Raw genomic sequence first — 23,432 nt, forward strand, 5'->3', positions numbered from 1 at the left:
GTTAGCTTAGCAGTAAATAAACCATTGCTTTTATACCATGAAGAAGTTTTATATAGCCTGTCTGGGCTTATTTATTTCGCTTAGTTCTTTTGCACAAACCACTATTACCCAATACTTATCGGGTACTGATAAAGATCATACCGTACAGTGGGATTTTTTTTGTACCGAAGGCCGTAACAGCGGCAAATGGACAAAAATAGCCGTGCCATCGTGCTGGGAACTGCAGGGCTTTGGCGCATACAACTACGGTAGCGACAGAAATAAGGCGCATGAAGAAGGGCAATATAAGCACGAGTTTTCGGTAGGCGCGTGGACCGGCAAACGCGTTTTTATTGTTTTTGAAGGATCAATGACCGATACCAAAGTCATGATTAATGGTAAACAGGCTGGTCCGATCCATCAAGGCAGTTTTTACCGGTTTAAATATGATATCACCGATCTGGTAAAATTCAATGCACAAAATCTGTTAGAGGTTACGGTAGATAAAATGTCTGCAGAAGCTTCTGTAAATGCAGCCGAACGTAATCGCAGCGATTTCTGGGTTTTTGGCGGCATCTATCGTCCGGTTTATTTGGAGGTGGTACCTGATACTTATATTGATAGGGTAGCCATTGATGCTAAAGCTGATGGCTCTTTCCATTTAGATGTTTACGCCAATAATCTACACAACGACGAAACTATCCAGGCGCAAGTACAAACACTAAACAGTGTAAACGTAGGACAGCCTATGACTGTAGCTGCCGATGCATCCGCAGAGCATATGGAGCTGAAGGACAACTTTAATAAACCAGCCCTTTGGAGTTCGGAGTATCCAAACCTTTACCAGGTTATCGTCAGCATAAAAAATAAACAAGGGATAGTGCATACTATCAGGCAAAAATTTGGTTTCCGTACTATCGAGCTGCGCCCGCAGGATGGGTTTTATGTAAACGGCGCCAAGACTATCTTGAAAGGTACCTGTCGTCATAGTTTCTGGCCCGAAACCGGCCGCACGCTAAGTTATGCGGTGCAGGTGATGGATGTGAAGCTGATGAAGGAAATGAATAACAACGCGGTGCGTATGTCGCATTACCCGCCCGATCAGGACTTTCTGAAAGTGTGCGATTCGTTGGGGATTTATGTGTTGGACGAGTTGACCGGCTGGCAATCTAAATACGATACGGTAGTTGGCCGCAAACTGGTAAAAGAAATGGTGGTGCGCGATGTGAACCACCCATCGGTTGTATTTTGGGATAATGGTAACGAGGGCGGATTTAACTTTGGTTTGGATAACGATTATGCGCTGTACGATCCGCAGAAACGCGTAGTGCTGCACCCATGGTCAGACTTTAACAATATGGATGCGCATCATTACCCTGACTATAACTATATCCTCAAAACAGTAGCCAGCGGTAAAGATGTTTTCATGCCGACAGAATTTATGCACGGCTTGTACGATGGTGGGGCCGGAGCAGCGCTGGAAGATTTTTGGAGTAAGATGTTGGAATATCCGCATGCGGCAGGCGGTTTTATCTGGGCCTTTTTGGATGAGGCTGTAATCCGTACCGATAAGAATAATATTTATGATGGCGATGGTAATCATGCTCCCGATGGCATCCTAGGCCCGCACCGCGAAAAGGAAGCCAGCTTTTATACTATAAAAGAGATCTGGTCGCCGGTTTATATTAAACCGCAACCTATTGATAATACTTTTGACGGCAAGATTGCGGTAGAGAACCGCTATGTATTTACCAAACTGAGCCAATGTAAGTTTGTGTGGAAGTTGGTAAAGCTACCATCGGCACAAGCCAAAACCACCCAATCAACCACAACACTAACCGGCGCACCATTGCCGTTAGAACTGGCACCCGGCGAAAAGGGTGTGCTTAATTTACATCTGCCTGCCACCTGGGCCAAAAATGATGCGCTTTATCTGACGGCTTACGGCCCGCATGGCGAAGAGCTGTGTACCTGGAGCTGGGCCATTAAATCGCCGGCAAGTATCCCCAAAGCGCCTGTTATTGCGTCAAAAGCTAACATCATTAAAACTGAAACGGATACCCAAATCATTATTAATGCGGACGGCAAAAAATACTATTTCAACAAAACCACGGGCTGTATTGAAAAAGTGGTAAAAGGTAACACTACGATATCCTTGTCAGACGGGCCGTTACTGGCGGGGGCCAATATGACATTGAAGAGTACCAGCTTTGCAGGTATACAGAAAAAATGCTTTATCAGGTTTAATTATGCTGGCGACGCTACGATGCGTGTGCAATGGTCGTTTGAAAAAGGTAAGCCCGTTAGGCTCGATTATACCTACACCCAAACCGGCGATTTTGATTATATGGGTATCACCTTTAACTATCCCGAAGAGAAAGTTACGGGTATGAAATGGCTGGGTCGCGGCCCATATCGTACCTGGAAAAACCGTATACCGGGCCAGCAGTTTGGCGTTTGGCACAAAGACTACAACAACACCATTACCGGCGAGAACTGGGGATACCCGGAGTTTAAAGGCTATCACAGCGAGGTTAACTGGGCTGTGATTGAAAATAAGGAGTCGCCATTTACGGTTTATACTGATAATAAGAACATTTACTTACAGATGTATCGCCCCGCCCGCGAAATGGACGCGCTGAAGAATAACAACGTGGAGCCGCCATTCCCGGATGGCCAGATTGGTTTCCTGAATGCTATAAGCCCGATAGGCACCAAGTTTCAGGCGGCCAAACAAATGGGCCCGCAAAGCCAGAAAACGCATGCTGACGGGCAACCGGTAAGCAATACGCTTTGGTTTGAGTTTTAGGGGATACCAAAAGGGCTGTCATGCTGAGGCACTCGAAGCATGAGGGCAAGGGCTAATGAACGCGCTGCAGGCCATCGCGCACTCTTCGACAGGCTCGGGGTAATAGCCTTACCCATATTGTCATTTCGACCAACGGGAGAAATCTATACACACGCTGAGTATTGGCGCTTATCGTGTGTATAGATCTCTCACTACGTTCGAGATGACAAACTTAGAATACATCACCCACCCATTTTTTGCTATCGTTTTTGTAATTATATTGCAACATCGCACTCTAAATAAAAAAACTAACAAAATGGCTTTTGAGCAGGATAAGTATATTTTAAAAGTTGAAGGGCTTGCCGTTAATTATGGCGCTGTCGAGGCCGTAAAAAACGTGGGCTTTGACGTATTACAAGGAGAAATTTTTGGTTTGCTTGGCCCAAACGGTGCCGGTAAAACCAGTACGCTAAGCGCTATAGAAGGCCTGGTGAAATTTAAAACCGGCAGCATTGTATTAAACGGATTTGATGTACTGCAGCAACCTTTGCAGGCTAAAGCCTCGATGGGGGTACAGTTGCAGTCAACCAGTTTTCAGGCCGAGTTGAACGTTACCCAGATCTTACAACTATTCTCCGGCATTTATGGCGTACCACTTAGTGTAGATGGCGTTAAAACGGTATTGAAAGAGATCAACCTGGAAGATGCCGGCCAGAAGAAATTCAGCCAGTTATCGGGCGGGCAGCAACAGCGTTTGTCGTTGGTGATTGCTACGATCCACAATCCAAGATTAGTTTTATTGGACGAGCCGACTACCGGTCTCGACCCGCAATCGCGCCGCCAATTGTGGGAGCGTATAGAAGCTATTAAAGCACGCGGACACGCCGTATTGCTAACCACCCACTCTATGGAGGAAGCAGAAGCCGTGTGCGACCGCATTGCCATTATTGATCACGGCCGTGTGATTGCTATTGATACCCCGCAGGGAATGATAGATAAACACCGCGATGACCCGGAAGTAGTTGCCGTGTCGCGACGCGGAAAAATAACTTTAGAAGATGTATTTATCGGTCTTACCGGCAAAGCCGTAAGAGATTAATTAAAAAGAGACATGGAAAATAATAACGTCAGCATACCAAAAACTTCTACAGCACTAGCCGCATTGTTTCGTGCGGATATTGCAACCATGGTTAGTAATCGACGCTCGGTGATTATCACACTGGTAGTACCCATCATGATTTTGATATCATGGAAAGATATCGCTCAAAAATTAGGAGGCGCTTATGCCTTGTCTACCGCTATCGGCATAGGTCTGATGTCCATCGGCTTGATGGGTTATTCGCTTGCCATAGCGCGCGACCGTGATAAAGGGATCTTTCAACGCCTGCGTGTAGCGCCGTTGCCTAGCTGGGCAATTATGGTTAGCCGTATCGCTATTCAGCTGGCAATGATCTCCATTTTGAACCTGGCTATTTTTATCGTAGGATATCAGGTAGATAAAGTAACGCTGACCGGATCGGGTTATGTGGCAGCCTTTTTTGTATCCTTTCTGGGCGGTGCAGTATACCTAAGCATGGGCCAGCTCATTGTGGGCCTGGTAAAAAACCCCGAAACGGTAAATGCTACTGTGCGCCTGGTTTACTTCCTGTTTATCATGATAGGTATGTTTGGCGAACTTGGCCTGCTTGGCAATTATGTAAAAGAGGGTATCCATTGGACACCTTATGGCTCGGTTAAATTAATGATAGCCGCCAGCATGAATCCTGCGACGTGGAATAAAGATGCTACAACCGCATTGTTATTGTCGCTGGGTTACATTGTAGTGTTTGCGGGTATAGGGATTAACAAATTTAGGTGGAGCCCGAAGTGATTTAAAACTGTCATTGCGAGCGCAGCGTGGCAATCGCAAGGAGAAAGGCGGATAACGCGTGCGATTGCTTCGTCGTTCCTCCTCGCAATGACAAATTTGTTTTATTATTTACCAAACGGCACCAAACCATTCAATTGCCTGTACAACGGGTAATCAGGCAATGGCGTAGCCGACTGGTGGAAATTCTTACAATAATAAACCTGCAAATGCTCCTCAACCACGCCACCGCGAATAATGGGGATATCCTGTAGTTTGGTAATGCTGTCAAAGAACGGTGTAGCGTCTTTGTAAATAGTTTCGTCGTAAGCATGTGCTTCGCCAATCATTACGCAGTCTTTACCCAATAAAGTCTTCGGATCAACCAGGAAAGCCAGGTTTCGCGGGTCGCGGTTAAAACAGATAATTTCTTTTTTACCTTTCAGTGCCCAGTCTACTTTGCCGGCCAGCCACCAGCGGGTGCTGCCTGCAAATACGTTATTGTTTTTGATCCAGCCCTCTTTTTCAAAGCGGGTCATGGCGTCGTCGTAGTCTACGCCTTGTATGGTTGGGTCTATTTTGCCGCCACCCAGGCTGGCTACCCATTTAGGCCCGTAGCTTTGCCAAAAACCGGTAACCACGTGCAGGCCGAGTACCGCAATGGTTATCACCGTAAAGCATATAGAGAAATTTAACCAGCGACGGGTTAGGCGTTTGCGACGCTCGTCCAATCCGTTCAAGGCCTTATCTATAGCAAATCCAAGCGGAATAAAAAGCATCATATAGCCAGGAGCCTGCCAGTGGAAGTGATATTGCAGATCGGCCCAAAGTGTTAGTACCGTAAAGAACACGATTGGTAAAACCGACATCCAGAAGTTAAATCCATACTCTGCCTGCACGCGTTTTTTATAGGCGATAAACATTTGGCGAATAGTAGGAAACCATATCCAGGGCAGCAACCACACTGCTTGCCCTGCAATGCTGCGCAAAAACCAATCGATATGTAGTTGAAAAGGCTGATCCCTGGTGCCGGCTCTTGAACCTTGCCACACAAACGATACCCAGTTGTTTTTATAGTTCCACCAAATTACCGGCGTAGCCATAATAATGGTGATGACAATAGCCAGGTAAGGCCCCGGGTGTGCCAGCCAATGGCGTTGTTTTTTGTTGGTGAGGATAAATATAAACACCGCCGCAAATAAAAACAGTACGTGGTATTTACTTAAAGTAGCCAAGCCCATGCAGATACCAATGATGACCCATAATTGGTAAACTTTGGCTCTGTCGGTTTTGGGGTCGAGGGGTTTAGCTTCGCCAATACCCAGTACTTTTACAATGTACCAGGTGCTTAGCAGCCAAAAAAACATCAATGGGGCATCTGGCTGATACCAGCAAGCTACGCCCACGGTAAACAGGGCGCTCAGGTTCATCACAACTACTGCCCAAAATCCCGCGGCAGCGGTAAATAACTTACGGGCCAATATAAATAACAGCCAGCTTGTTCCTGCAAACATCAGCACATCCGGGAAACGCAGGCCAAAATTGGTTAAACCAAAAAGACGGATACTTGCGCCGCCTAACCAAAAGAACAAAGGTGGCTGATCAAAATAACTCCAGTCTAAATGAATAGCGCCACGAAAATAATACGACTCGCCGTTACCTAAACCGGTATACGCTGCAATCCACAACCTGGCAATAAATGTCAGGATGATTAATATCAGGGTATATTTGGCAGCGTTTTGTTCGGTTATTTTTTTCATGGATGAGAACGCGGGTTTTATTTACAGTGTCGCAAATCTCCAAAAAAAATATCAGTTATCAGCATTTGGTTGCCACGTAAGAAAGGCGAGGGGCTTGCGTATTACAATTCCTCACGCTCCGCACGACGAAGCTTTGTGATTTTCAAGATAGTGTTAACCAACACATAAGGGAAGAAAACCGATGCGGTAGCTGATATCAATATCCGCCAGGCGACGTGCGTATAAAAAGCATTTAATAGCATACTTAGTGCATACAATGTCATACAAGCATTTATAAATACCTGCAACCAAAGTTGTCTCAATTGCATCTTTACCGGCGTTTCCATACCGGTAAAGATATAAAATTATTTACCGGCTTCTTCTAATGCAGACATATCCAGTTTGCTCATTTTCAACATGGCCTGCATCACTTTATTAGCTTTCTGCCGGTCGGTGCCGGCCAGCAATTCGCCCAGGTTATAAGGCACCACCTGCCATGACAGGCCAAACTTATCTTTTAGCCATCCGCATTGGCTTTTCTGCCCACCTTCTGACAGGCGCTCCCAGTAATAATCTATTTCTTCCTGTTTGTCGCAGGTGATGAACATGGAGATAGCCTCTGTAAATTTAAACATCGGGCCACCGTTAAGGGCCATAAATTTCTGACCTTCCAGCTCGAAAGTGGCGGTCATGATGGTGCCTTTTGGCCCCGGCCCGGCGTCGCCATATTGAACTTCATATAATAGACGATGGTTTTTGAAAACTGAAGAATAAAATTTAATGGCTTCGTCCAAATTGTCATCGAACCATAAAAATGGGGTGATCTTGCTCATAATCTTTTGTTTTGTTTAAATCAAAGTTAACCCCTACCCGAATTATAAATAGGGTGCAGACGGGACATTTACGGGGTTGATTAAAGACAACAGCTAACCGCTAATTAGGCCTTGCCTCGCCCCCGGGCACAATTACAGATTTTTTTGATGCTTTGATTTTGATGATCTGGTAAATTATACCGGCGAAGAAACAAAGTGTCAATATACCTAGCCCTTTTTGTATCGGCAGATCATTTGGCCCGCTTGCTATGGGGTGCGATATGGGTAACCGGGTTAATGTTTCTACAACCGCGGGGATGCAGGAAAGAAATAAGGACGCCGACATAACGATAGCCTGCAAATAGTCTGCAAACTTTCCAAATATGCGCATTGCTTTAACGTAAGTGCCAAATATCAGTAATACCAAAATTACAACTGCAACGCTATGCGCGCCAGTAAAATGCCCGGTTTTCATAATAGGCAAAGAGGTTAAGCAGGTTATAACGGTCAGCAAAATATATAACCGCCCGCGGCTGTTCGTTGGTATTATTTCCCCATCGGCAAATAAACTATAAGCGGCGGCAAACAAGGCAAGTACACTAATTGCAGTATGGATAATTCCTAATAATGAAAGGTGGTTAGGCATAATTGTGATGTTTAGCGTTAAAGGATGATTAATGTTAAACAAAATTTGCCTTAAATCAAAATAAATAATTGATTATCAGTGGCTTTTAGGTTGGATAATTTTTTTGATGATCCTGTCTTGTATTTTAGCAAAAAAGGTAACCATGCAAATGGCTCCAATGGTAGCAAACAGCATATCTGATTGTGTATCCCATATATCGCCCTGCGTGCCTAAAAACGAGTCGCCGGATTGGCCGGAGGTTATAGAAACAAACCATTCTAAAAACTCATATAACATACTTATAGCCATACACACCGTTACCGTTAACACCGGTAACCAGTTTTTTTTGGCGATGACGTTTCGGCGGATAAACACTTCGCGGGCTATCATTGCCGGTACAAAGCCCTGTACAAAATGCCCCAGTTTGTCATAGTTATTACGCGACTGATGAAAAACATCCTTAACCCAGTTAAATAGAGGTACCTGTGCATAGGTATAATGTCCGCCAATAAACAAAATATAGCAATGAAGCAATATCATTACATAAGTAAGTGTGCTGAATTTGAAGTTTTTGAAAGTGAAGATCAAGGCAAACAGACCAAGTATTGCAGGAAATACTTCCAGTATCCAGGTAAAATAATCGTGAGGTTTAATAGCAGATATCGCCAATCCGGCTATGAACAAGAAAATCAGGATATAATATTTTTTCATATCCTAAATGTAACGTAAAATTTCAAATCAACTAAATATGATACCCTTCCAACTGCTCAGCAATAAGGTTAAGCACATTTTCTGAAACAACACCCGGGTTTTGGCAAACATGCAATATCTTATGATGATCGGGTTCAAAGCTGCCAATAAATTGCCCGTCTTTAAAAACCTCATACTTGCATTTATCATCTTCATGATGCATATAATCGCGGACCTCGAAATGCTGATTTTCATGATCTACAACTACCGAAATTTCAAATTTTTCCATGGTCAAGAAATAGTTTCTAATTAACAAACCATAAAGCGCTATTATTGTTGTACAATTACTGTTACTAAAGCAAGAGAGACTAAAAATTTTCTTCTTTTCGCGAAGAGTATTAAATTGTGTTAAGCAAAACAGAAAGCTTACGCCGTGACCCCACATTATGACAGACGATATCCAGGCCGATATTGCGGCAGTTTCTCAAATCCCACTAATAAATACACTGTTAGATGTGATTTGTGAAACCACAGGAATGCGTTTTGCTGCTGTTGCCCGGGTAACTGATACAAAATGGGTTACCTGCGCCACGAAGGACCTGATAAACTTTGGCCTTAAGCCGGGCGATGAGCTACCATTAACCACTACTATTTGTGACGAAATACGCCAAAGTCATCAAATGGTGGTGATTGATGACGTTGCTTTGGATAAAGATTATAAAGACCATCACACACCGGCTATGTATGGTCTTAAAAGCTATATATCGATACCGATTTTTAGGAGAGGCAATGAGTTTTTTGGTACTTTATGCGCCATAGACCCTGAACCTAAAATGCTGAACAATCCGCGGGTTATTGGCATGTTTACTTTATTTGCCGAGCTGATTGCCTTTCATCTTGATACTGCTGAAAAGCAAAACAAATCTGAAAGTGAGCTTGTCAGGGAGCAAAAAATAGTGCGCCTGCAACAAATTTATAATAAGGACCTTGCCCTGGCCAACGAAAAGTTAGCCGCAACTCAAAAACAACAAGAAGAGTTGCTGAAGCAATTAACATCGGCAAACGCCAAACTGCAGCAGGCTATTGAAACAGGCAATATGGGTACCTGGAGTATCGACCCGGTGAGCTACGAGGTTACCATGTCTGAATACATCAGAGAGCTATTTGGTTTCCCCTCAGAAGGCGCGATTAGTGTGGCGCAAATTTTAGAAACGATAGACCCGGCATACCAGGAGGCTTTGGCCACTATTTTGAGCCATGCCATGTTGCAACGTAAAGACAGCGACATAGAATATCCTATAAAAAATATCCAAACAGGCGAGCGTAACTGGGTACGTGCTACCGGGCGTTTGTTTTTTGATGAAGAGGATAACATAACCGTATACTCGGGTGTGCTGATGGATATCACCAATCGTAAACGTGATGAGGATAAACAAGCCATGCTGGCCGCGATTATTGAATCTTCGGAAGATGCGATTGTGAGCAAAACGTTGGATGGCATAATCACCAGTTGGAATAACTCTGCAGAAAGAATGTTTGGCTTTCGCGAACATGAGGCTGTAGGTAAACATATATCGATCATCATTCCTGATGACCGCCTGGCCGAGGAGACGCAGATCATCAGCAAAGTGCGTAACAGCGAACGCGTGGAGCATTTTGAAACCATGCGCCGGGCTAAAGCGGGCAACGAGGTACCGTTATCGCTAACTGTATCACCGATACGTAATGAAAAAGGGGATGTAATAGGTGCATCAAAAATAGCGAGAGATATTAGCCGGCAAAAAGAAGCTGAAGAACGTTTACAAAGCTATGCCGAGCACATGGAGATTTTAAACACTATTGGCCAAACTATCTCTGCCGATCTGGACACACAAGGCATCCTCCAAAAAGTAACCGATGCTACTACGCAATTAACCGGTGCAGCATTCGGCGCTTTTTTCCATAACCTGGTTAACGACAAAGGCGAGTCATATACGTTGTATACGCTATCCGGTGCCCCTCGTGAAGCTTTTGAAAAATTTGGTATGCCACGAAACACCAAAGTGTTTGCGCCTACATTTAGTGGAGATGCAATTGTGCGGGTGGATGATATTACTAAAGACCCTCGATACGGAAAAAACAAACCACATAAAGGTATGCCCGACGGCCACTTACCTGTTGTGAGTTACCTTGCAGTGCCGGTACGCTCTAAAAACGGCGAGGTAATAGGCGGGTTATTTTTTGGTCATCCCAAAGCCGCTATGTTTAAAAAAGAGCATGAACAGTTAGCAGCAGGGGTAGCTGCACAGGCTGCCGTGGCGTTAGATAATGCCAAACTGTATGGCGAGATCAAAGTTTTAAATGCTAAAAAAGACGAGTTTATTGGTTTAGCCAGCCATGAGTTAAAAACCCCGCTTACCGGCATTAACGGGTATTTGCAGATCATAGAACGCAGTATGCCTGCCGATGACCGCAATAAGAATTTTATCAAAAAAGCACTTGCGCAGGTAGGTAAGCTTACCTCATTGATATCCGATTTGCTGGATGTTTCTAAAATACAAACAGGAAAACTTCCGCTGTCTTATGCCAAATTTGATCTGTCAACTATACTTACAGAGGTGTCTGATATGATGCAGCAAAGTCATATCACCCATCAAATAGAACTTCATTACAATAAAAAGTCTATTCATATCAATGCAGATCAGCAGCGTATTGAGCAGGTGTTAATCAACCTCATTACCAATGCTATTAAATATTCGCCGGGTGCAGGCAAAGTCATTATCAATGCCGAGCTGATAGGCGAGAAGGTTAAGGTGTCTGTGCGCGATTTTGGTATCGGCATAGATAAGGATCAACACGATCGTATTTTCTCCAGGTTTTACAGGGTAGAAAACCTCGCCGCGCATATGTCCGGTCTGGGTATAGGCTTATACATCAGCCATGAAATTATTGAGCGCCATAAAGGTAAAATGTGGGTAGATAGCGAGCTGGGTAAAGGCTCAACCTTTACATTTGAATTGCCGGTAGGGTAAACTCGTTAAGTTAAAGAACTCTGTCATCTCGAACGATAGTGAGAGATCTATACATTTGCATCGGACGGTTTGTTTAATTGCGTGTGTATAGATTTTTTCGCTACGCTCAAGAGAGCAATTCTCCCTTGTTCCTAGGTCGAAATGACATATTTTTTTATTTTAATTACATTGGCTGGAAGTCTGTGTTGTCAGAATAAAAAAATCAAAAAGGGCGAATGATATTATCATTCGCCCTTTTTTACAAAACATTTACAGATAGCTGTAATTACGGTTTTTCTACCGTAACATCTTGTGCCAGGGTGGCGTCGTCCGGCGTGTTTTTTAATTCCATATCCAATTGATAAAGCGCGTCATTTTTAGCATTAGCACCACCTGCCACTTTAATTTTACTTAACAGGTCAAGCGCCAGAGTCTCTTCTTCGGTTTGTTCTTTTACAAACCATTGTATAAAGTTCCAGGTGGCCCAGTCTTTCTCGGCCATGCTCAGATCAACTATGGCGTATATTTTGGTTGTATTTTCTACTTCAGATTGAAAAACTTTCTCAAAGCAATCGTTAACGCTTAGCGGGTCGGGGCCTGGTGCAGGGATACTTGCGATTACCACTTTTGCTCCGCGTTTTAAAATGTATTCCAGAAATTTCATCATGTGGTTACGCTCCTCGTTAGCATGTCTGAACAGAAAGTTCGATATGCCGTCGTAACCTTTATCGGCGGCCCATGAAGCATATGCCAGGTAGATCTGAGCATTATGCGCTTCGTTGGTCATTTGGTCATTAAGAGCTTGGGCAATTTTAGGTGATAATCTGTTGGTTTCCATAAAAATTTAAACCAGTAAGGGGCTTAATAGTTTTAAGACTTTTTATTTTATTCTTAATGTTTATATTCATCCCAAATTTGTTGTGAATTGGTTGACGAAGTGTACTTTTAGATAAGTGACAAAGCTTGTTAACCGCTCATTAACAGATTAAAACAATATTAGAAATACCCCGCTTATATAATAATACCCCCCTAATTACGTATAACCGAAAAGGCGTGCAAACTATGCTACATGCATTTTTTGGTTACCTAACGCCACGTAAGTTACTAACAACAACTTTACATAGCGGCTTATTGATTAGATATACCTTTAACCAATTAAAACCAAAATCACAGAGCGTCAACGGCTCTTGATCTAAACAATTACAATTATCAATTTAAATCTATTAAAAATGAAAAACCAATTTTACTCCCTGCGTAACCTGGTATTGCTCCCTGTACTTGGTATTGCTTTAATTGGCGTAACCAGTTGTAAAAAAAGCACGGCCCCCAACAATGGTGGCACGCAAAAACCTGCTACGGCAACAATTGACAGCACCGGCATAACTACCGGCACAGCCGAAGGTTTAAATTATACCGGCGCCGATGTTGACGATACTTATGCTTCGACTGATTTCCCTACCACAATTACCATAACTTTTAACGCCACCGGCAACGCTACTATCAGCCCGGCTACTACGTCGGGCGTGTCTATTGCTCAAACAGGCGGCAATGTAGTGGTTACCGCAACAGCTACGGGTGTAGCTTATAATTTAACCGGTACATCGGCTACCGGCTCTTTTAAAGTTTATAGCGACAAAAAATACTTGGTTACTTTAAATAATCTTAACCTCATTAACCCGGTAGGCCCTGCAATAAACCTGCAATCTAAAAAAAGAGCATTCCTGGTGGTGGCCGACGGTACAACAAATACGCTTGCCGATGGCGCCGTTTACGCAACCGCGCCTAATGGTGAAGATCAAAAAGGTACCATCTTCACAGAAGGCCAACTGATATTTAGCGGAAATGGTACACTTAATGTCACAGGGAACAACAAACACGCTATTTGCAGCGATGATTACATTCGTGTAAGCACCGGTAAAATCAATGTATTAAACTCGAAAAGCGATGGCATCCATACTAATGACGGCGTTATTGTTGACGGAGGCACTATCGTAATCAATTCTGCCAGCGATGGTATTGAAGCTGAAGAAGGCGAGATCATTATTAATGGTGGCGCGTTAAATATCACTTCAGTAGGTAAAGGCATTGTAACCTCATATGATGATACTGATGGATCTGTTGCCCGTTACATTATCATCAATGGTGGTAACATCATCGTCAAATCAACCACAGACGAAGGTATTTCAAGCAAAGGCAGTTTAACTATTAATAAAGGCACCATCAACTCAAGCGCCAGCGACGACGCATTTAAAGCAGACTCTGCCATTTTTATTAACGGTGGTAAAATGTATGCACTGAGTTCGGCCAATGACGGATTTGACTCGAACGGTGTATTAGATATTAACGGTGGTACTGTAGTAGCCATTGGCGCTCCGGTAACAGAGTCAGGCTTAGATTGCGATACCCGCCAGCTGAAAATCACAGGCGGCCAGGTAATTGCAACCGGAGGCAGCACCAGTGCCCCAAGCACCAGTTCGACCGTAAACTCTGTTATTTTAGGTGCAGGTACTGCACAGTTAATTCATATCGAGTCGGTAAGTGGTGTTGAGGCTTTAACTTTCCAGGCACCGGTTGCTTACGGCACATTAGTTTTTGCCAGTGCTAAACTTAAAACCAATACATCATATAATGTTTATACCGCAGGTAGTATTGCTTCAGGTATTAGTTTTAATGGATTCTTTACTGCAGGTACTTATACTGCCGGTACTAAGTCTGCCGCTACATTTACCACTGGCAGCGTAGTTACCAAAGTTGGCGGCACCATTACTACAAATTAATAGTAAGCGGATTATTATATAAGGCGGATAGTTGAAAAGCTATCCGCTTTTTTTGTGAAAACTTGGCACGCGCCGATCGGGTGAGTCCCCGACGATAAAGCCTTGAAAAAATTATTAATAGCCGTATATTGCTCTCCTAAAATAACTGTCTTATTAAACGCAATGAATAAGTTTCTACTTCTGGCCATACCTATGGCCGTAGCGCTGACTGCCGACGCGCAACAAACTCCCGCTATAACTGCCCAGGACTACGCCCGGGCCGAAAGCCGCTTGGGTTACAATACCTCATCTTTAATTACAGGCACCGGCACGCGACCGGTTTGGTTGCCCGATGATCGGTTTTATTACCATACCGGTGCTTCTGAAGGGAGCCAGTTTATTTTGGTCGATCCCGCTACCGGCAAAAAGGCTCCGGCTTTTGATCACCAGAAACTGGCCGCAGCTTTATCTGCAGCTACCGGAAAGAAATATCTCGCTAATGATTTGCCTTTTGTCAAAATCGCTTTTACAGACAACGGCAAAGGGGTAACCTTTAGCGCAGAAGGCAAACAATGGAAATATGAGGATGATAAAGTTGTTGCTGATGCCAGCCCGGTAAAACCAACACATACAGGCGGACGTCGTGCTGCTTATAATGAGGTGGCTTCGCCGGACGGACAAAAGGTAGCTTTCATCAGGGACTTTAATTTATGGGTACGCGATGTAAAAAGCGGCCAGGAAACGCAGCTAACTACTAACGGCGTTAAAGACGACGGCTATGCCACCGACAACTCAGGCTGGGCAAAAAGCGATATGGCGATACTGGTTTGGTCGCCCGATTCAAAAAAGATAGCTACGTTTCAGCAGGACGAGCGTAAGGTAAACAATATGTACCTGGTAAGCACCAAAGTAGGCGCACCAAAGCTAAGCGAATGGAAGTATCCATTCCCTGGTGATACAGAAATACCGATGCTTACCCGTGTGATCATTGATGTAGATAATCCGAAAGTGATTAAACTGCAATGCGACCCTGATCCGCACCGCTCTACCGTAAGTGATGATATTAAAGGCGGTGATGGCTGGGCTGATGTATATTGGAGCGATGATGCCACCAAACTGGTGTTTGCATCAACCAACCGCGACCATAAAGTTGAAAAAGTACGTATGGCCGATGCTGCTACCGGTGCGGTGCGCGAGATATTTACCGAGACATCTAAAACGCAATTCGAATCTGGCTGGGATGATGTGAACTGGAGGTATCTAAGCAAAACCAACGAGATACTGTGGTTCTCTGAGCGCGATAACTGGGGACATCTATATCTATATGATGCTGCCACCGGTAAATTAAAGAACCAGGTAACCAAAGGCGATTTTGTAGTTACTAACGTAGTGAAGGTTGATGAAAAGACACGCACGGTGTATTTTACTGCTGACGGGTTGGAAGCCGAGAACCCATATTTTAGCCAACTATGCAAAGTAGGTCTGGATGGTAAAGGATTTACAGTACTAACTCCAAACGCTGGTAATCACACCGCCAGCTTATCGCCGCAAGGCAAATATATCGTAGATACTTATTCAAAGCCTGATGTTCCGCCGGTAACTGTTATCCGCGACGCGAAGGGTAAGCAGTTGATTGAATTAGAGAAAGCCGATATTTCTAAATTGGTAGCTACGGGTTGGAAACCCTGTGTTCCATTCTCAGTAAAAGCTGCAGACGGCAAAACCGATATTTATGGGTTAATGTATGTGCCTGCCAAGTTAGACCCCAATAAGAAATATCCTGTTATTGACTATATCTATCCTGGCCCGCAGGGTGGTAGTGTGGGTAATTGGTCGTTTGTGGCTACGCGCGGCGACAATGGCGCGCTTGCCGAGTTAGGCTTTGTGGTTGTTGAAATTGAAGGTACCAGCAATCCATTACGTTCAAAAAGTTTCCATGACATGGCTTATGGCGATATGGCTGCAAATACTTTGGCAGATCAAGTGACCGGCATTAAACAACTGGCTGCTAAATATCCATATATAGATTTGGATAAAGTTGGTATTTGGGGACACTCAGGTGGTGGTTTTGCTACTGCGGGCGCAATGTTTAGATATCCTGATTTCTTTAAAGTGGGTATAGCCGAATCAGGCAATCATGATAACCGCAATTACGAAGATAACTGGGGCGAACGCTACAATGGTTTGTTAGAAAATGCCAATTACGAAGAGCAAGCCAACGAGAATCTGGCAAAAAACCTGAAAGGCAAACTCATGCTGGTTCATGGCTTAATGGACGATAATGTGCCGCCGCAGAATACCCTGCTGGTAGCCGAGGCCTTGGAGAAAGCTAATAAGAGCTTTGATTTAGTAATCTTTCCAAACAGCCCACACGGTTATGGCCAGTACTCATTCTACATGATGCGCCGCCGTTGGGATTATTTTGTAAAGAATTTGCTGGGTGCTGAGCCACCGGTTGATTACCCGCTGGGCGCTTCAAAATAGTAAGACTAAACTGCTATTTAAAGCGGATAACCATTTGGTTATCCGCTTTTTTTGTTTTCTTTCTCAATCTCGTCATTGCGAGCGTAGCAATTTCCGGATAAGCGGCCTCATCAGAGATCGCCACGCTCGTTCCTCGCTCGGGATGACGGGTGTTATTTTAAAAAGTTTTTATTTTAAGATATTTATCGTAATATTGCGATTGATATATGGGCGCTACTAAAACGGAAATATTCTCGAACGAACAAAATGAGCTGGCAATGCTGCTAAAGGCCATAGCGCATCCGGCACGTATTGCCATTTTGCAGCACATTATTGCGGCAAATGCCTGTATCTGCGGCGATTTGGTTGACGAATTAGGCCTGGCACAAGCCACGATATCGCAGCATCTAAAAGAATTAAAAAATGCCGGTATTATACAGGGAACAATTGAAGGCGTAAAAACTTGCTATTGTATCAATCCCGAAACATGGCAATTGATATCGGCGCAGCTAGGTGGCTTTTTAGAAGCTTATAAAGGCAGCCAAAACTGCTGTTAAAAAAATTTGAATTTATTCATCGTAATATTGCAATAGATATGGAAAATACAACATTCATGAACTGGCGAAGCTTTAAAGAAACTTTGCAAACTAATCCAGACCTCACACTTCAATTTCAATACGCGCCTGACAAAATGGTGGAGGCATCATACCACATCACAGAGATTAAACAGTCGCAGATAACCTCGGTAGATTGCGGTGGTAAGCTCGATGCCTGGACAGAAGTTATCGTTCAGTTGTGGGAGCCATCCTCATCAGAGTCGGAGCAGGCAATGAAAGTAACCAAGGCAATGTCTATCATTAATCTTGTTGAAAAAGCGTTGCCGTTAGATCCACTTGCTGTGGTAAAGATTGAGTTTGGTAATTCAGAATTTGATACCCGGCAAATGTATCCGGGCGAGTTGGAGATCGACGGTGAAAATTTGATAGTTATCTTAAATCCGGATCGCACGCAATGCAAGGCAACCGGTAGGGGACAAACATGCGGTACACCAGCGGTAAAAACTAAAGTTGAGTTAAAAAATCTTGCAGTAAATAATAGTTGCTGTACCCCGGCATCAGGTTGTTGTTAAGATGGTTGATAGTTTAATAAGATATAAAAAGCCAATCATTATTACGTCTTCGGTAATGGTTTTACAGCTCATTTTTGGTTGGGATGCTAAGTTTTGCATCATCAACCTGATCTGGTTATTTGTTTAAAATTAACATGAAAAATATACTAGTACTTTGTACCGGCAACAGTTGCCGCAGCCAGATAGCCGAGGGTTATCTAAGACACTTCGCAGGTAATAAAGCCAATGTTTACAGCGCAGGTATTGAAACCCATGGTGTCAACCCCAAAGCTATTCAAGTAATGAAAGAGGACGGTGTAGATATCTCTCAACACACCTCTAATAATATCGACGAATATATAAATGTCGACTTTGATTTTGTTATTACCGTTTGCGATAATGCCAAAGAAAACTGCCCATACTTTCCTTCGAATGCCGTTAAGTTTCATTATAATTTCCCTGATCCGGCAAAAGCTGTTGGATCAGAAGAGGAAGTGATAGTGCAGTTTCGCGATGTACGGGATATGATTAAAGAGTACAGCCGTAATTTTGTAAGTGGCAATCTGAAATAAAATTTCAGCCTCTCCACCACGTCATTGCGAGCGTAGCATGGCAATCTCCGGATAAGCGGCCTCATCAGAGATCGCCACGCTCGTACCTCGCTCGCGATGACGATTTGTTATATTCTTTACAGTTAATTGAAATAAAATCCACCCTATCCACCACGTCATTGCGAGCGTAGCGTGGCAATCTCCGGATAAGCGGCCCTCATCAGAGATCGCCACGCTCGTACCTCGCTCGCGATGACGGCTTCTTATTAGTTATTTCAAAGGGTAAAAGCTTACGCTTTCAAAGCTTGCTCCGCAAAGTCGCGGCATTTTTTAACCTCGGCAACAGCGTCAGATCCTTTAGGGATATCATACTCCTGCTCGATAGTAACCGGGAACTTGTATTTCTTGTCTCTTACCAAATGCAGTATATCTGCCAAAGGCGTATCACCTTGTCCCCACGGTTCGTTTGGTCCGTCATGGAATTTGCGGTCCTTTAAGTGCATGCTCACAATACGGTCGTGATATTTTTCAATAAACGGCACCGGGCTGCTGCTGGTGCCTGATGCGTAGTGACCTGCATCCAGGTTAATGCAGTTGTATTTCGACTGGCTCAAAGCCGTATCCCACAAAGTAGGGGTAGCCTGGGTATGGGCGTGATAGCCCACTTTCATTTTATGCTCGGTTGCCAAATCGCCCAGGCGTTTGGTTTGGGCAGAATCGCCTAACTCCACAGTGCAGTGACTGGCACCTAAGGCTTTACCGGCATTGAATGCGTAAATGATCTCCTCATCGGTATTGTGTGGGTCAAGCGCGCTTGGTTTCCATGCGTAAATGGTCACGCCTGCATCGGCATACATTTTACGGATCTCTTTGAATTTATCCATTGACACGGTAGCGCGCCATTGAGCAACAGCTTTATCGTGGTCCTCGCGCGACTGGCCCTTTTCGTGTTTAGGTATTCCTGCGTACGCTTCCGGAGCATCACCCATTAGTTCGATAGCGTTGATGTTGCAAGCCAGGCAGTATTTCAGCAGATCATCGATAGACGAAGGCATACTTCTGAATGAGTAGGTGATCACGCCTATCTGTACACCGGCAATTACTGAGTTTGGTTTACCATCGGCACCTAAAATACGGCTGGCAAATGATGCTTTAGACAAAAATACCATGCCAGTAGCAGCAAGGGCACCAGTGCCCAGAAAGCGTCGTCTGGATATTTGAGAGTTCTTCATATCAATAATAATTTTTACTTGGTTTTAAACTGGAGATTCAAATTTAGAAATTTAAACTTAGCTGCCTAACCTGTAGTAAAACTGTTACGATTGAACTAATAGATATAAACTTCTGTGTAAAGCCAATGTTGCAGAATTTATTTTGGATGCTTGCGTATAAATGGTAGAATTGCTGACTAATTGTTTCGATGAATATATTGCCACAATTAATTCCAGTTAGCCTAATATAAACTAGTACAATATTTAATGTCAGCTATTCATCAGCATAAAAAAATAATTACTGTAGCTATTGCCGCTATTATACTATTTGCAGTTTCAGGTGTACAAGCGCAGGATAAATCTATACCGGCCATTCCCAACACCGAAAAAACAACCTTTCAAACCGGGGGAACCTGGAAGCCGACCACCGACTTACGTGCCGACGTTGCTATTGTTTATGGCGATGGCGGCAAGCCCGGGCAGTTTGAGCAACGTATAAAATCATTCCGCGACCATGGTTATAAAGTGGCTTTCATGACGGGTATGGCCTGGGGCGGGTACCAGGATTATTTTAACGGTAAGTGGGATGGCAAGCAGCATTTTGACGAAGGCCAGAAAATGATGAACGGCGATACCGTATGGCATGGTAAAAATATGCCTTACGTAGTGCCGACGATGAACTTTTTGAAATACTATAAAGAGCAGGTAATCAAAAAAGTGATAGATGCCGGTGTAGATGCTATTTATCTGGAAGAGCCTGAGTTTTGGGCAAAATCCGGCTACAGCGAAGCCTTTAAACGTGAGTGGAAAGACTATTATGGATTTGAATGGCGTCCGCAGCACGAATCGGCAGAGAATACTTATTTGTCTAATAAATTGAAATATTACCTGTTTTACCGGGCTTTAAAGGAATCGTTTACTTACGCCAAAGAATATGGTAAAAGCAAGGGCATGAATGTGCGCTGTTATGTGCCTACGCATTCTTTGATCAATTATTCTATGTGGCAAATTGTTAGTCCGGAGGCCAGTTTGGCTTCATTGGATTGTGTGGACGGTTACATCGTTCAATCGTGGACAGGTACCGCGCGTGAACCAACTTATTTTAATGGCGTAGCCAAAGAGCGTTCGTTCGAGACCGCTTTCCTGGAATATTGCTGCATGAAATCTATGACGGCGCCAACCGGCCGGAAACTGTTTTTTGAGAACGACCCGGTTGAAGATACCCGCCGCGATTGGAGCGATTATAAAAAGAATTATCAGACCACCTTTACGGCCGAACTTTTCTTCCCCGACATTAACAACTACGAGGTAATGCCATGGCCCGATCGCATTTTTGACGGCAAATACTTTGTGAGCCAAACCAGTAATGAGCGTGCAGGAATGCCAAAGAGCTATTCGACACAAATGATGGTGATGATTAATTCTTTATTGGATATGCCCGTATCCGCTAATAAAACTTCAGGCTCTCAGGGCGTGAGTGTGCTGATGGGTAACTCCATGATGTTTCAGCGCCTGCCAACGCATGATGACGGCAAGGCCTGGGCCGACCCTTATTTTTCTAATTTTTATGAGACATCAGGCATGTTTAACCGCGTGCCAAGCAATAATAAGCTGATGGACCCGCAACTGTCTAACTTCTTCGGCGAGGCGTCGCCTTTTTTAGAGAGGGGAGTGCCGGTTGACATTGTCCACATAGAAAATTTGGGTTTTGAAAAAGCTTTGAAAGATACCAGGGTTTTATTAATGAGTTACTCGAACATGAAACCACCGACCGAACAGGCGCATGAACAACTGGTTAAATGGGTTAAAGGTGGCGGCGTGATTGTCTATTCTGGTCGCGATGATGATCCGTTCCAAACGGTGCAGGAGTGGTGGAACAAAGACGGCGAGAAATATCGTTGCCCGGCTGATAACCTGTTCGAAAAATTAGGCATCGGCACTAGTCCAAAAGCCGGAACTTATAGTGTGGGTAAAGGTAAGGTTTGTATTATTCGACGCGACCCGAAAGAATATGTAATGGAAAGCGATCGCGATGGCGAATTGTTGGAGCATGTAGAGCCGTTATATCAGACAGCTACGGGCCAGAAGATTGAATACAAAAATAGCCTGTACCTGGCCCGTGGTCCGTATGATATTGTATCGGTAATGAATGAGGGAATGAGTGATGAGCCGTATACTATTAAAGGTAAGCTGATTGATCTGTATGATCCTACCCTGCCTGTTATCAGCGAAAAGCAGATCAAACCTGGCGAACAAGGCTATTTTTATAACGTTGACAGAGTCGCCAATAAACAAAAACCACAGGTGCTGGCTACGGCTGCTCGTATTTATGACGAACAGCTAAGCAAAAGCAAATATAGCTTTGTGGCTAAAAGCCCGCTGAATACTATGAATGCCATGCGCGTACTGCTGCCTGGTCAGCCTAAAAAGGTTGTGGTGTCTGACGCGAACGGCAAACCGCTGGCGGATGTTAAACAATCCTGGAATACTACTACCAGGACACTTTTTCTGGGTTTTGATAATGATCCCAACGGCATAAAAATAACCTTAAGCTGGTAATTTTGATCCCGGCGTTTATTTAAAAATATTGAAAACGATATAATCTATACTAAACTAAAAAATATGAATACCCAAAAGCGCAGCTTAATTTTTGCTTTATTACTAACGTTTGTTTCCGGCTTGGTGTCTTCGGCGCAAGCGCAAGACGGCCATTACTATAAAGAAATGAAGTCGCTACAAACGGCTATCGAAACTAATTTCCATGATCCAAAATCAGGCAATTACTTTGTAGAACTTGATCCTGCGAAGCGCGAACATAAAAACGGTTACATTCGGGATTATACTTATCTATGGTCGTACTGCGCCATGTACCAGGCGGCAAACGAGATTGAAAAGCTGGAGCCAAAAGCAAACCTGATGGAGCCAATGCGTAAATTGATGTATGAGTATTACAGCCCCGCGCCACCTGCTCCGGGATTTACCGACTACATTATGAACCTAAAACCCGGTGAGCGTTATTATGACGATAACGAGTGGATCGGCATAGCCTCTTTAGATGCTTACGACCGTACTAAAAAGAAAGTAGATTTTGATTTAGGTAAAGCCATGTACGATTTTATCATGACCGGCCATGATCAGGTGCTGGGCGGCGGCATTTATTGGAAGGAGGGCGATTTAAGCTCAAAGAACACCTGTTCCAATGGCCCTGGTGCTTTGGTGGCTTTGCAATTGTATGAAGCTACCAAAAACAAAGCCTACCTGGACACCGCCATCAAAATTGTTAACTGGACCGACGCCAAACTGAAAAGCCCTGAGAATTTATACTGGGATAATATCCGTACCAAAGATGGAAGCATTGGCAAAGGCATCCTGTCCTACAATACCGGTACCCCGCTGGAAGCTTATATTTATTTGTATGAGATTACCAAAGAGAAAAAATACCTGGACGAGGCTAATACTGTTGCCGATGCATCATTGACGTTCTTTTATGGTAATGGTAAATTTCGTGACGATTATTGGTTCAATGCAGTACTGTTAAGAGCTTATCAGCATCTGCTTAAATATAACAAAGACACTAAGTACATCATTGGCTTTAAAAAAGCTTTAGACTATACCTTGCAGAATCAAAAGAACGACATAGGTTTATTCACCGGCCGCGACGGTGTGCGTAACCTGGTAGACCATGGTGGTTTACTGGAGATACTGGCAAGATATGCCTGGCTGGAGAAGCGTTATGATTTGAAAGGGTAGATTTTATTATGTCATTGCGAGGAGGAACGACGAAGCAATCGCGAACTATGCACTTGTTGTCTTCTGTCCTTGCGATTGCCACGCTACGCTCGCAATGACAATTTATAATTGACGTCCAACTGTA

The 23,432-nt window shown here is 43.9% G+C and carries 19 protein-coding genes; 11 read left to right on the forward strand and 8 right to left on the reverse strand.

What is annotated here, in order from left to right:
- The first annotated feature begins 37 nt into the window (after positions 1-37).
- The 3 genes from HB679_RS09555 (at position 38) to HB679_RS09565 (ending at position 4,637) form a co-directional block, all read left to right on the forward strand.
- On the forward strand, positions 38-2,788 hold the full coding sequence (locus HB679_RS09555) for a glycoside hydrolase family 2 TIM barrel-domain containing protein (RefSeq protein WP_214071735.1): 2,751 nt from the start codon (positions 38-40) through the stop codon (positions 2,786-2,788).
- Between the two features lie 295 nt (positions 2,789-3,083).
- The gene (locus tag HB679_RS09560) at positions 3,084-3,866 is read left to right on the forward strand and encodes an ABC transporter ATP-binding protein (RefSeq protein WP_214071736.1); all 783 of its coding nucleotides are present in this window, start codon (positions 3,084-3,086) and stop codon (positions 3,864-3,866) included.
- Positions 3,867-3,878: 12 nt separating this feature from the next.
- Positions 3,879-4,637 (forward strand): ABC transporter permease, encoded by a 759-nt coding sequence (locus HB679_RS09565; protein WP_214071737.1) that lies wholly within the window; start codon positions 3,879-3,881, stop codon positions 4,635-4,637.
- 104 nt (positions 4,638-4,741) lie between these two features.
- Here HB679_RS09565 and HB679_RS09570 read toward each other — a convergent pair whose 3' ends face one another.
- From HB679_RS09570 to HB679_RS09595, 6 genes are all read right to left on the reverse strand, one after another.
- Positions 4,742-6,373 (reverse strand): glycosyltransferase family 39 protein, encoded by a 1,632-nt coding sequence (locus tag HB679_RS09570; RefSeq protein ID WP_214071738.1) that lies wholly within the window; start codon positions 6,371-6,373, stop codon positions 4,742-4,744.
- Between the two features lie 101 nt (positions 6,374-6,474).
- Positions 6,475-6,699 (reverse strand): hypothetical protein, encoded by a 225-nt coding sequence (locus HB679_RS09575; RefSeq protein ID WP_214071739.1) that lies wholly within the window; start codon positions 6,697-6,699, stop codon positions 6,475-6,477.
- Between the two features lie 18 nt (positions 6,700-6,717).
- A complete protein-coding gene (locus HB679_RS09580; protein ID WP_214071740.1) occupies positions 6,718-7,185 on the reverse strand; it encodes a VOC family protein in 468 nt (155 codons plus the stop codon).
- A 100-nt stretch (positions 7,186-7,285) separates the two neighbouring features.
- Positions 7,286-7,810 carry a hypothetical protein gene (locus HB679_RS09585; protein ID WP_214071741.1) on the reverse strand — a complete coding sequence of 175 codons (525 nt, stop codon included), beginning with the start codon at positions 7,808-7,810 and terminating at the stop codon, positions 7,286-7,288.
- Positions 7,811-7,885: 75 nt separating this feature from the next.
- Positions 7,886-8,500, reverse strand: a complete 615-nt coding sequence (locus tag HB679_RS09590) for a DUF2238 domain-containing protein (RefSeq protein ID WP_214071742.1) — start codon at positions 8,498-8,500, stop codon at positions 7,886-7,888.
- Between the two features lie 31 nt (positions 8,501-8,531).
- A complete protein-coding gene (locus HB679_RS09595; protein ID WP_214071743.1) occupies positions 8,532-8,768 on the reverse strand; it encodes a hypothetical protein in 237 nt (78 codons plus the stop codon).
- 157 nt (positions 8,769-8,925) lie between these two features.
- Here HB679_RS09595 and HB679_RS09600 point away from each other — a divergent pair, with 157 nt between their 5' ends.
- Entirely contained in the window at positions 8,926-11,490 is a 2,565-nt protein-coding gene (locus tag HB679_RS09600; protein ID WP_214071744.1) for a PAS domain S-box protein, read from the forward strand.
- A 265-nt stretch (positions 11,491-11,755) separates the two neighbouring features.
- Here HB679_RS09600 and HB679_RS09605 read toward each other — a convergent pair whose 3' ends face one another.
- Positions 11,756-12,307 (reverse strand): ferritin, encoded by a 552-nt coding sequence (locus HB679_RS09605; RefSeq protein WP_214071745.1) that lies wholly within the window; start codon positions 12,305-12,307, stop codon positions 11,756-11,758.
- A 391-nt stretch (positions 12,308-12,698) separates the two neighbouring features.
- Between HB679_RS09605 and HB679_RS09610 the strand changes: the two genes are divergently transcribed.
- The 5 genes from HB679_RS09610 (at position 12,699) to HB679_RS09630 (ending at position 18,368) form a co-directional block, all read left to right on the forward strand.
- Positions 12,699-14,246 (forward strand): carbohydrate-binding domain-containing protein, encoded by a 1,548-nt coding sequence (locus tag HB679_RS09610; protein ID WP_214071746.1) that lies wholly within the window; start codon positions 12,699-12,701, stop codon positions 14,244-14,246.
- A gap of 162 nt (positions 14,247-14,408) precedes the next feature.
- On the forward strand, positions 14,409-16,709 hold the full coding sequence (locus HB679_RS09615) for a S9 family peptidase (protein WP_255547568.1): 2,301 nt from the start codon (positions 14,409-14,411) through the stop codon (positions 16,707-16,709).
- Positions 16,710-16,915: 206 nt separating this feature from the next.
- Positions 16,916-17,245, forward strand: coding sequence for a metalloregulator ArsR/SmtB family transcription factor (locus HB679_RS09620; protein WP_214071747.1), 330 nt, complete (start codon positions 16,916-16,918; stop codon positions 17,243-17,245).
- 38 nt (positions 17,246-17,283) lie between these two features.
- Complete coding sequence (locus tag HB679_RS09625; protein WP_214071748.1) at positions 17,284-17,817, forward strand: DUF6428 family protein; 534 nt, start codon at positions 17,284-17,286, stop codon at positions 17,815-17,817.
- A 134-nt stretch (positions 17,818-17,951) separates the two neighbouring features.
- Positions 17,952-18,368, forward strand: coding sequence for an arsenate reductase ArsC (locus HB679_RS09630; RefSeq protein WP_214071749.1), 417 nt, complete (start codon positions 17,952-17,954; stop codon positions 18,366-18,368).
- A gap of 269 nt (positions 18,369-18,637) precedes the next feature.
- Here HB679_RS09630 and HB679_RS09635 read toward each other — a convergent pair whose 3' ends face one another.
- A complete protein-coding gene (locus HB679_RS09635) occupies positions 18,638-19,579 on the reverse strand; it encodes a sugar phosphate isomerase/epimerase (protein WP_214071750.1) in 942 nt (313 codons plus the stop codon).
- Positions 19,580-19,825: 246 nt separating this feature from the next.
- Here HB679_RS09635 and HB679_RS09640 point away from each other — a divergent pair, with 246 nt between their 5' ends.
- Positions 19,826-22,117, forward strand: a complete 2,292-nt coding sequence (locus HB679_RS09640; RefSeq protein ID WP_214071751.1) for a hypothetical protein — start codon at positions 19,826-19,828, stop codon at positions 22,115-22,117.
- A 63-nt stretch (positions 22,118-22,180) separates the two neighbouring features.
- Entirely contained in the window at positions 22,181-23,308 is a 1,128-nt protein-coding gene (locus tag HB679_RS09645; protein ID WP_214071752.1) for a glycoside hydrolase family 76 protein, read from the forward strand.
- Positions 23,309-23,432 lie beyond the last annotated feature (124 nt).

Source organism: Mucilaginibacter sp. dw_454, from assembly GCF_018449775.1.
Lineage (GTDB): Bacteria > Bacteroidota > Bacteroidia > Sphingobacteriales > Sphingobacteriaceae > Mucilaginibacter.

What these genes read in the sequence shown, in the direction of transcription:
- HB679_RS09590 (WP_214071742.1), bottom strand. Translation starts at nt 8,500, where the DNA reads ATGAAAAAATATTATATCCTGATTTTCTTGTTCATAGCCGGATTGGCG.
- HB679_RS09615 (WP_255547568.1), top strand. Translation starts at nt 14,409, where the DNA reads ATGAATAAGTTTCTACTTCTGGCCATACCTATGGCCGTAGCGCTGACT.
- HB679_RS09630 (WP_214071749.1), top strand. Translation starts at nt 17,952, where the DNA reads ATGAAAAATATACTAGTACTTTGTACCGGCAACAGTTGCCGCAGCCAG.
- HB679_RS09635 (WP_214071750.1), bottom strand. Translation starts at nt 19,579, where the DNA reads ATGAAGAACTCTCAAATATCCAGACGACGCTTTCTGGGCACTGGTGCC.
- HB679_RS09645 (WP_214071752.1), top strand. Translation starts at nt 22,181, where the DNA reads ATGAATACCCAAAAGCGCAGCTTAATTTTTGCTTTATTACTAACGTTT.
- HB679_RS09605 (WP_214071745.1), bottom strand. Translation starts at nt 12,307, where the DNA reads ATGGAAACCAACAGATTATCACCTAAAATTGCCCAAGCTCTTAATGAC.
- HB679_RS09610 (WP_214071746.1), top strand. Translation starts at nt 12,699, where the DNA reads ATGAAAAACCAATTTTACTCCCTGCGTAACCTGGTATTGCTCCCTGTA.
- HB679_RS09580 (WP_214071740.1), bottom strand. Translation starts at nt 7,185, where the DNA reads ATGAGCAAGATCACCCCATTTTTATGGTTCGATGACAATTTGGACGAA.
- HB679_RS09620 (WP_214071747.1), top strand. Translation starts at nt 16,916, where the DNA reads ATGGGCGCTACTAAAACGGAAATATTCTCGAACGAACAAAATGAGCTG.
- HB679_RS09575 (WP_214071739.1), bottom strand. Translation starts at nt 6,699, where the DNA reads ATGGAAACGCCGGTAAAGATGCAATTGAGACAACTTTGGTTGCAGGTA.
- HB679_RS09640 (WP_214071751.1), top strand. Translation starts at nt 19,826, where the DNA reads ATGTCAGCTATTCATCAGCATAAAAAAATAATTACTGTAGCTATTGCC.
- HB679_RS09600 (WP_214071744.1), top strand. Translation starts at nt 8,926, where the DNA reads ATGACAGACGATATCCAGGCCGATATTGCGGCAGTTTCTCAAATCCCA.
- HB679_RS09555 (WP_214071735.1), top strand. Translation starts at nt 38, where the DNA reads ATGAAGAAGTTTTATATAGCCTGTCTGGGCTTATTTATTTCGCTTAGT.
- HB679_RS09585 (WP_214071741.1), bottom strand. Translation starts at nt 7,810, where the DNA reads ATGCCTAACCACCTTTCATTATTAGGAATTATCCATACTGCAATTAGT.
- HB679_RS09565 (WP_214071737.1), top strand. Translation starts at nt 3,879, where the DNA reads ATGGAAAATAATAACGTCAGCATACCAAAAACTTCTACAGCACTAGCC.
- HB679_RS09570 (WP_214071738.1), bottom strand. Translation starts at nt 6,373, where the DNA reads ATGAAAAAAATAACCGAACAAAACGCTGCCAAATATACCCTGATATTA.
- HB679_RS09560 (WP_214071736.1), top strand. Translation starts at nt 3,084, where the DNA reads ATGGCTTTTGAGCAGGATAAGTATATTTTAAAAGTTGAAGGGCTTGCC.
- HB679_RS09595 (WP_214071743.1), bottom strand. Translation starts at nt 8,768, where the DNA reads ATGGAAAAATTTGAAATTTCGGTAGTTGTAGATCATGAAAATCAGCAT.
- HB679_RS09625 (WP_214071748.1), top strand. Translation starts at nt 17,284, where the DNA reads ATGGAAAATACAACATTCATGAACTGGCGAAGCTTTAAAGAAACTTTG.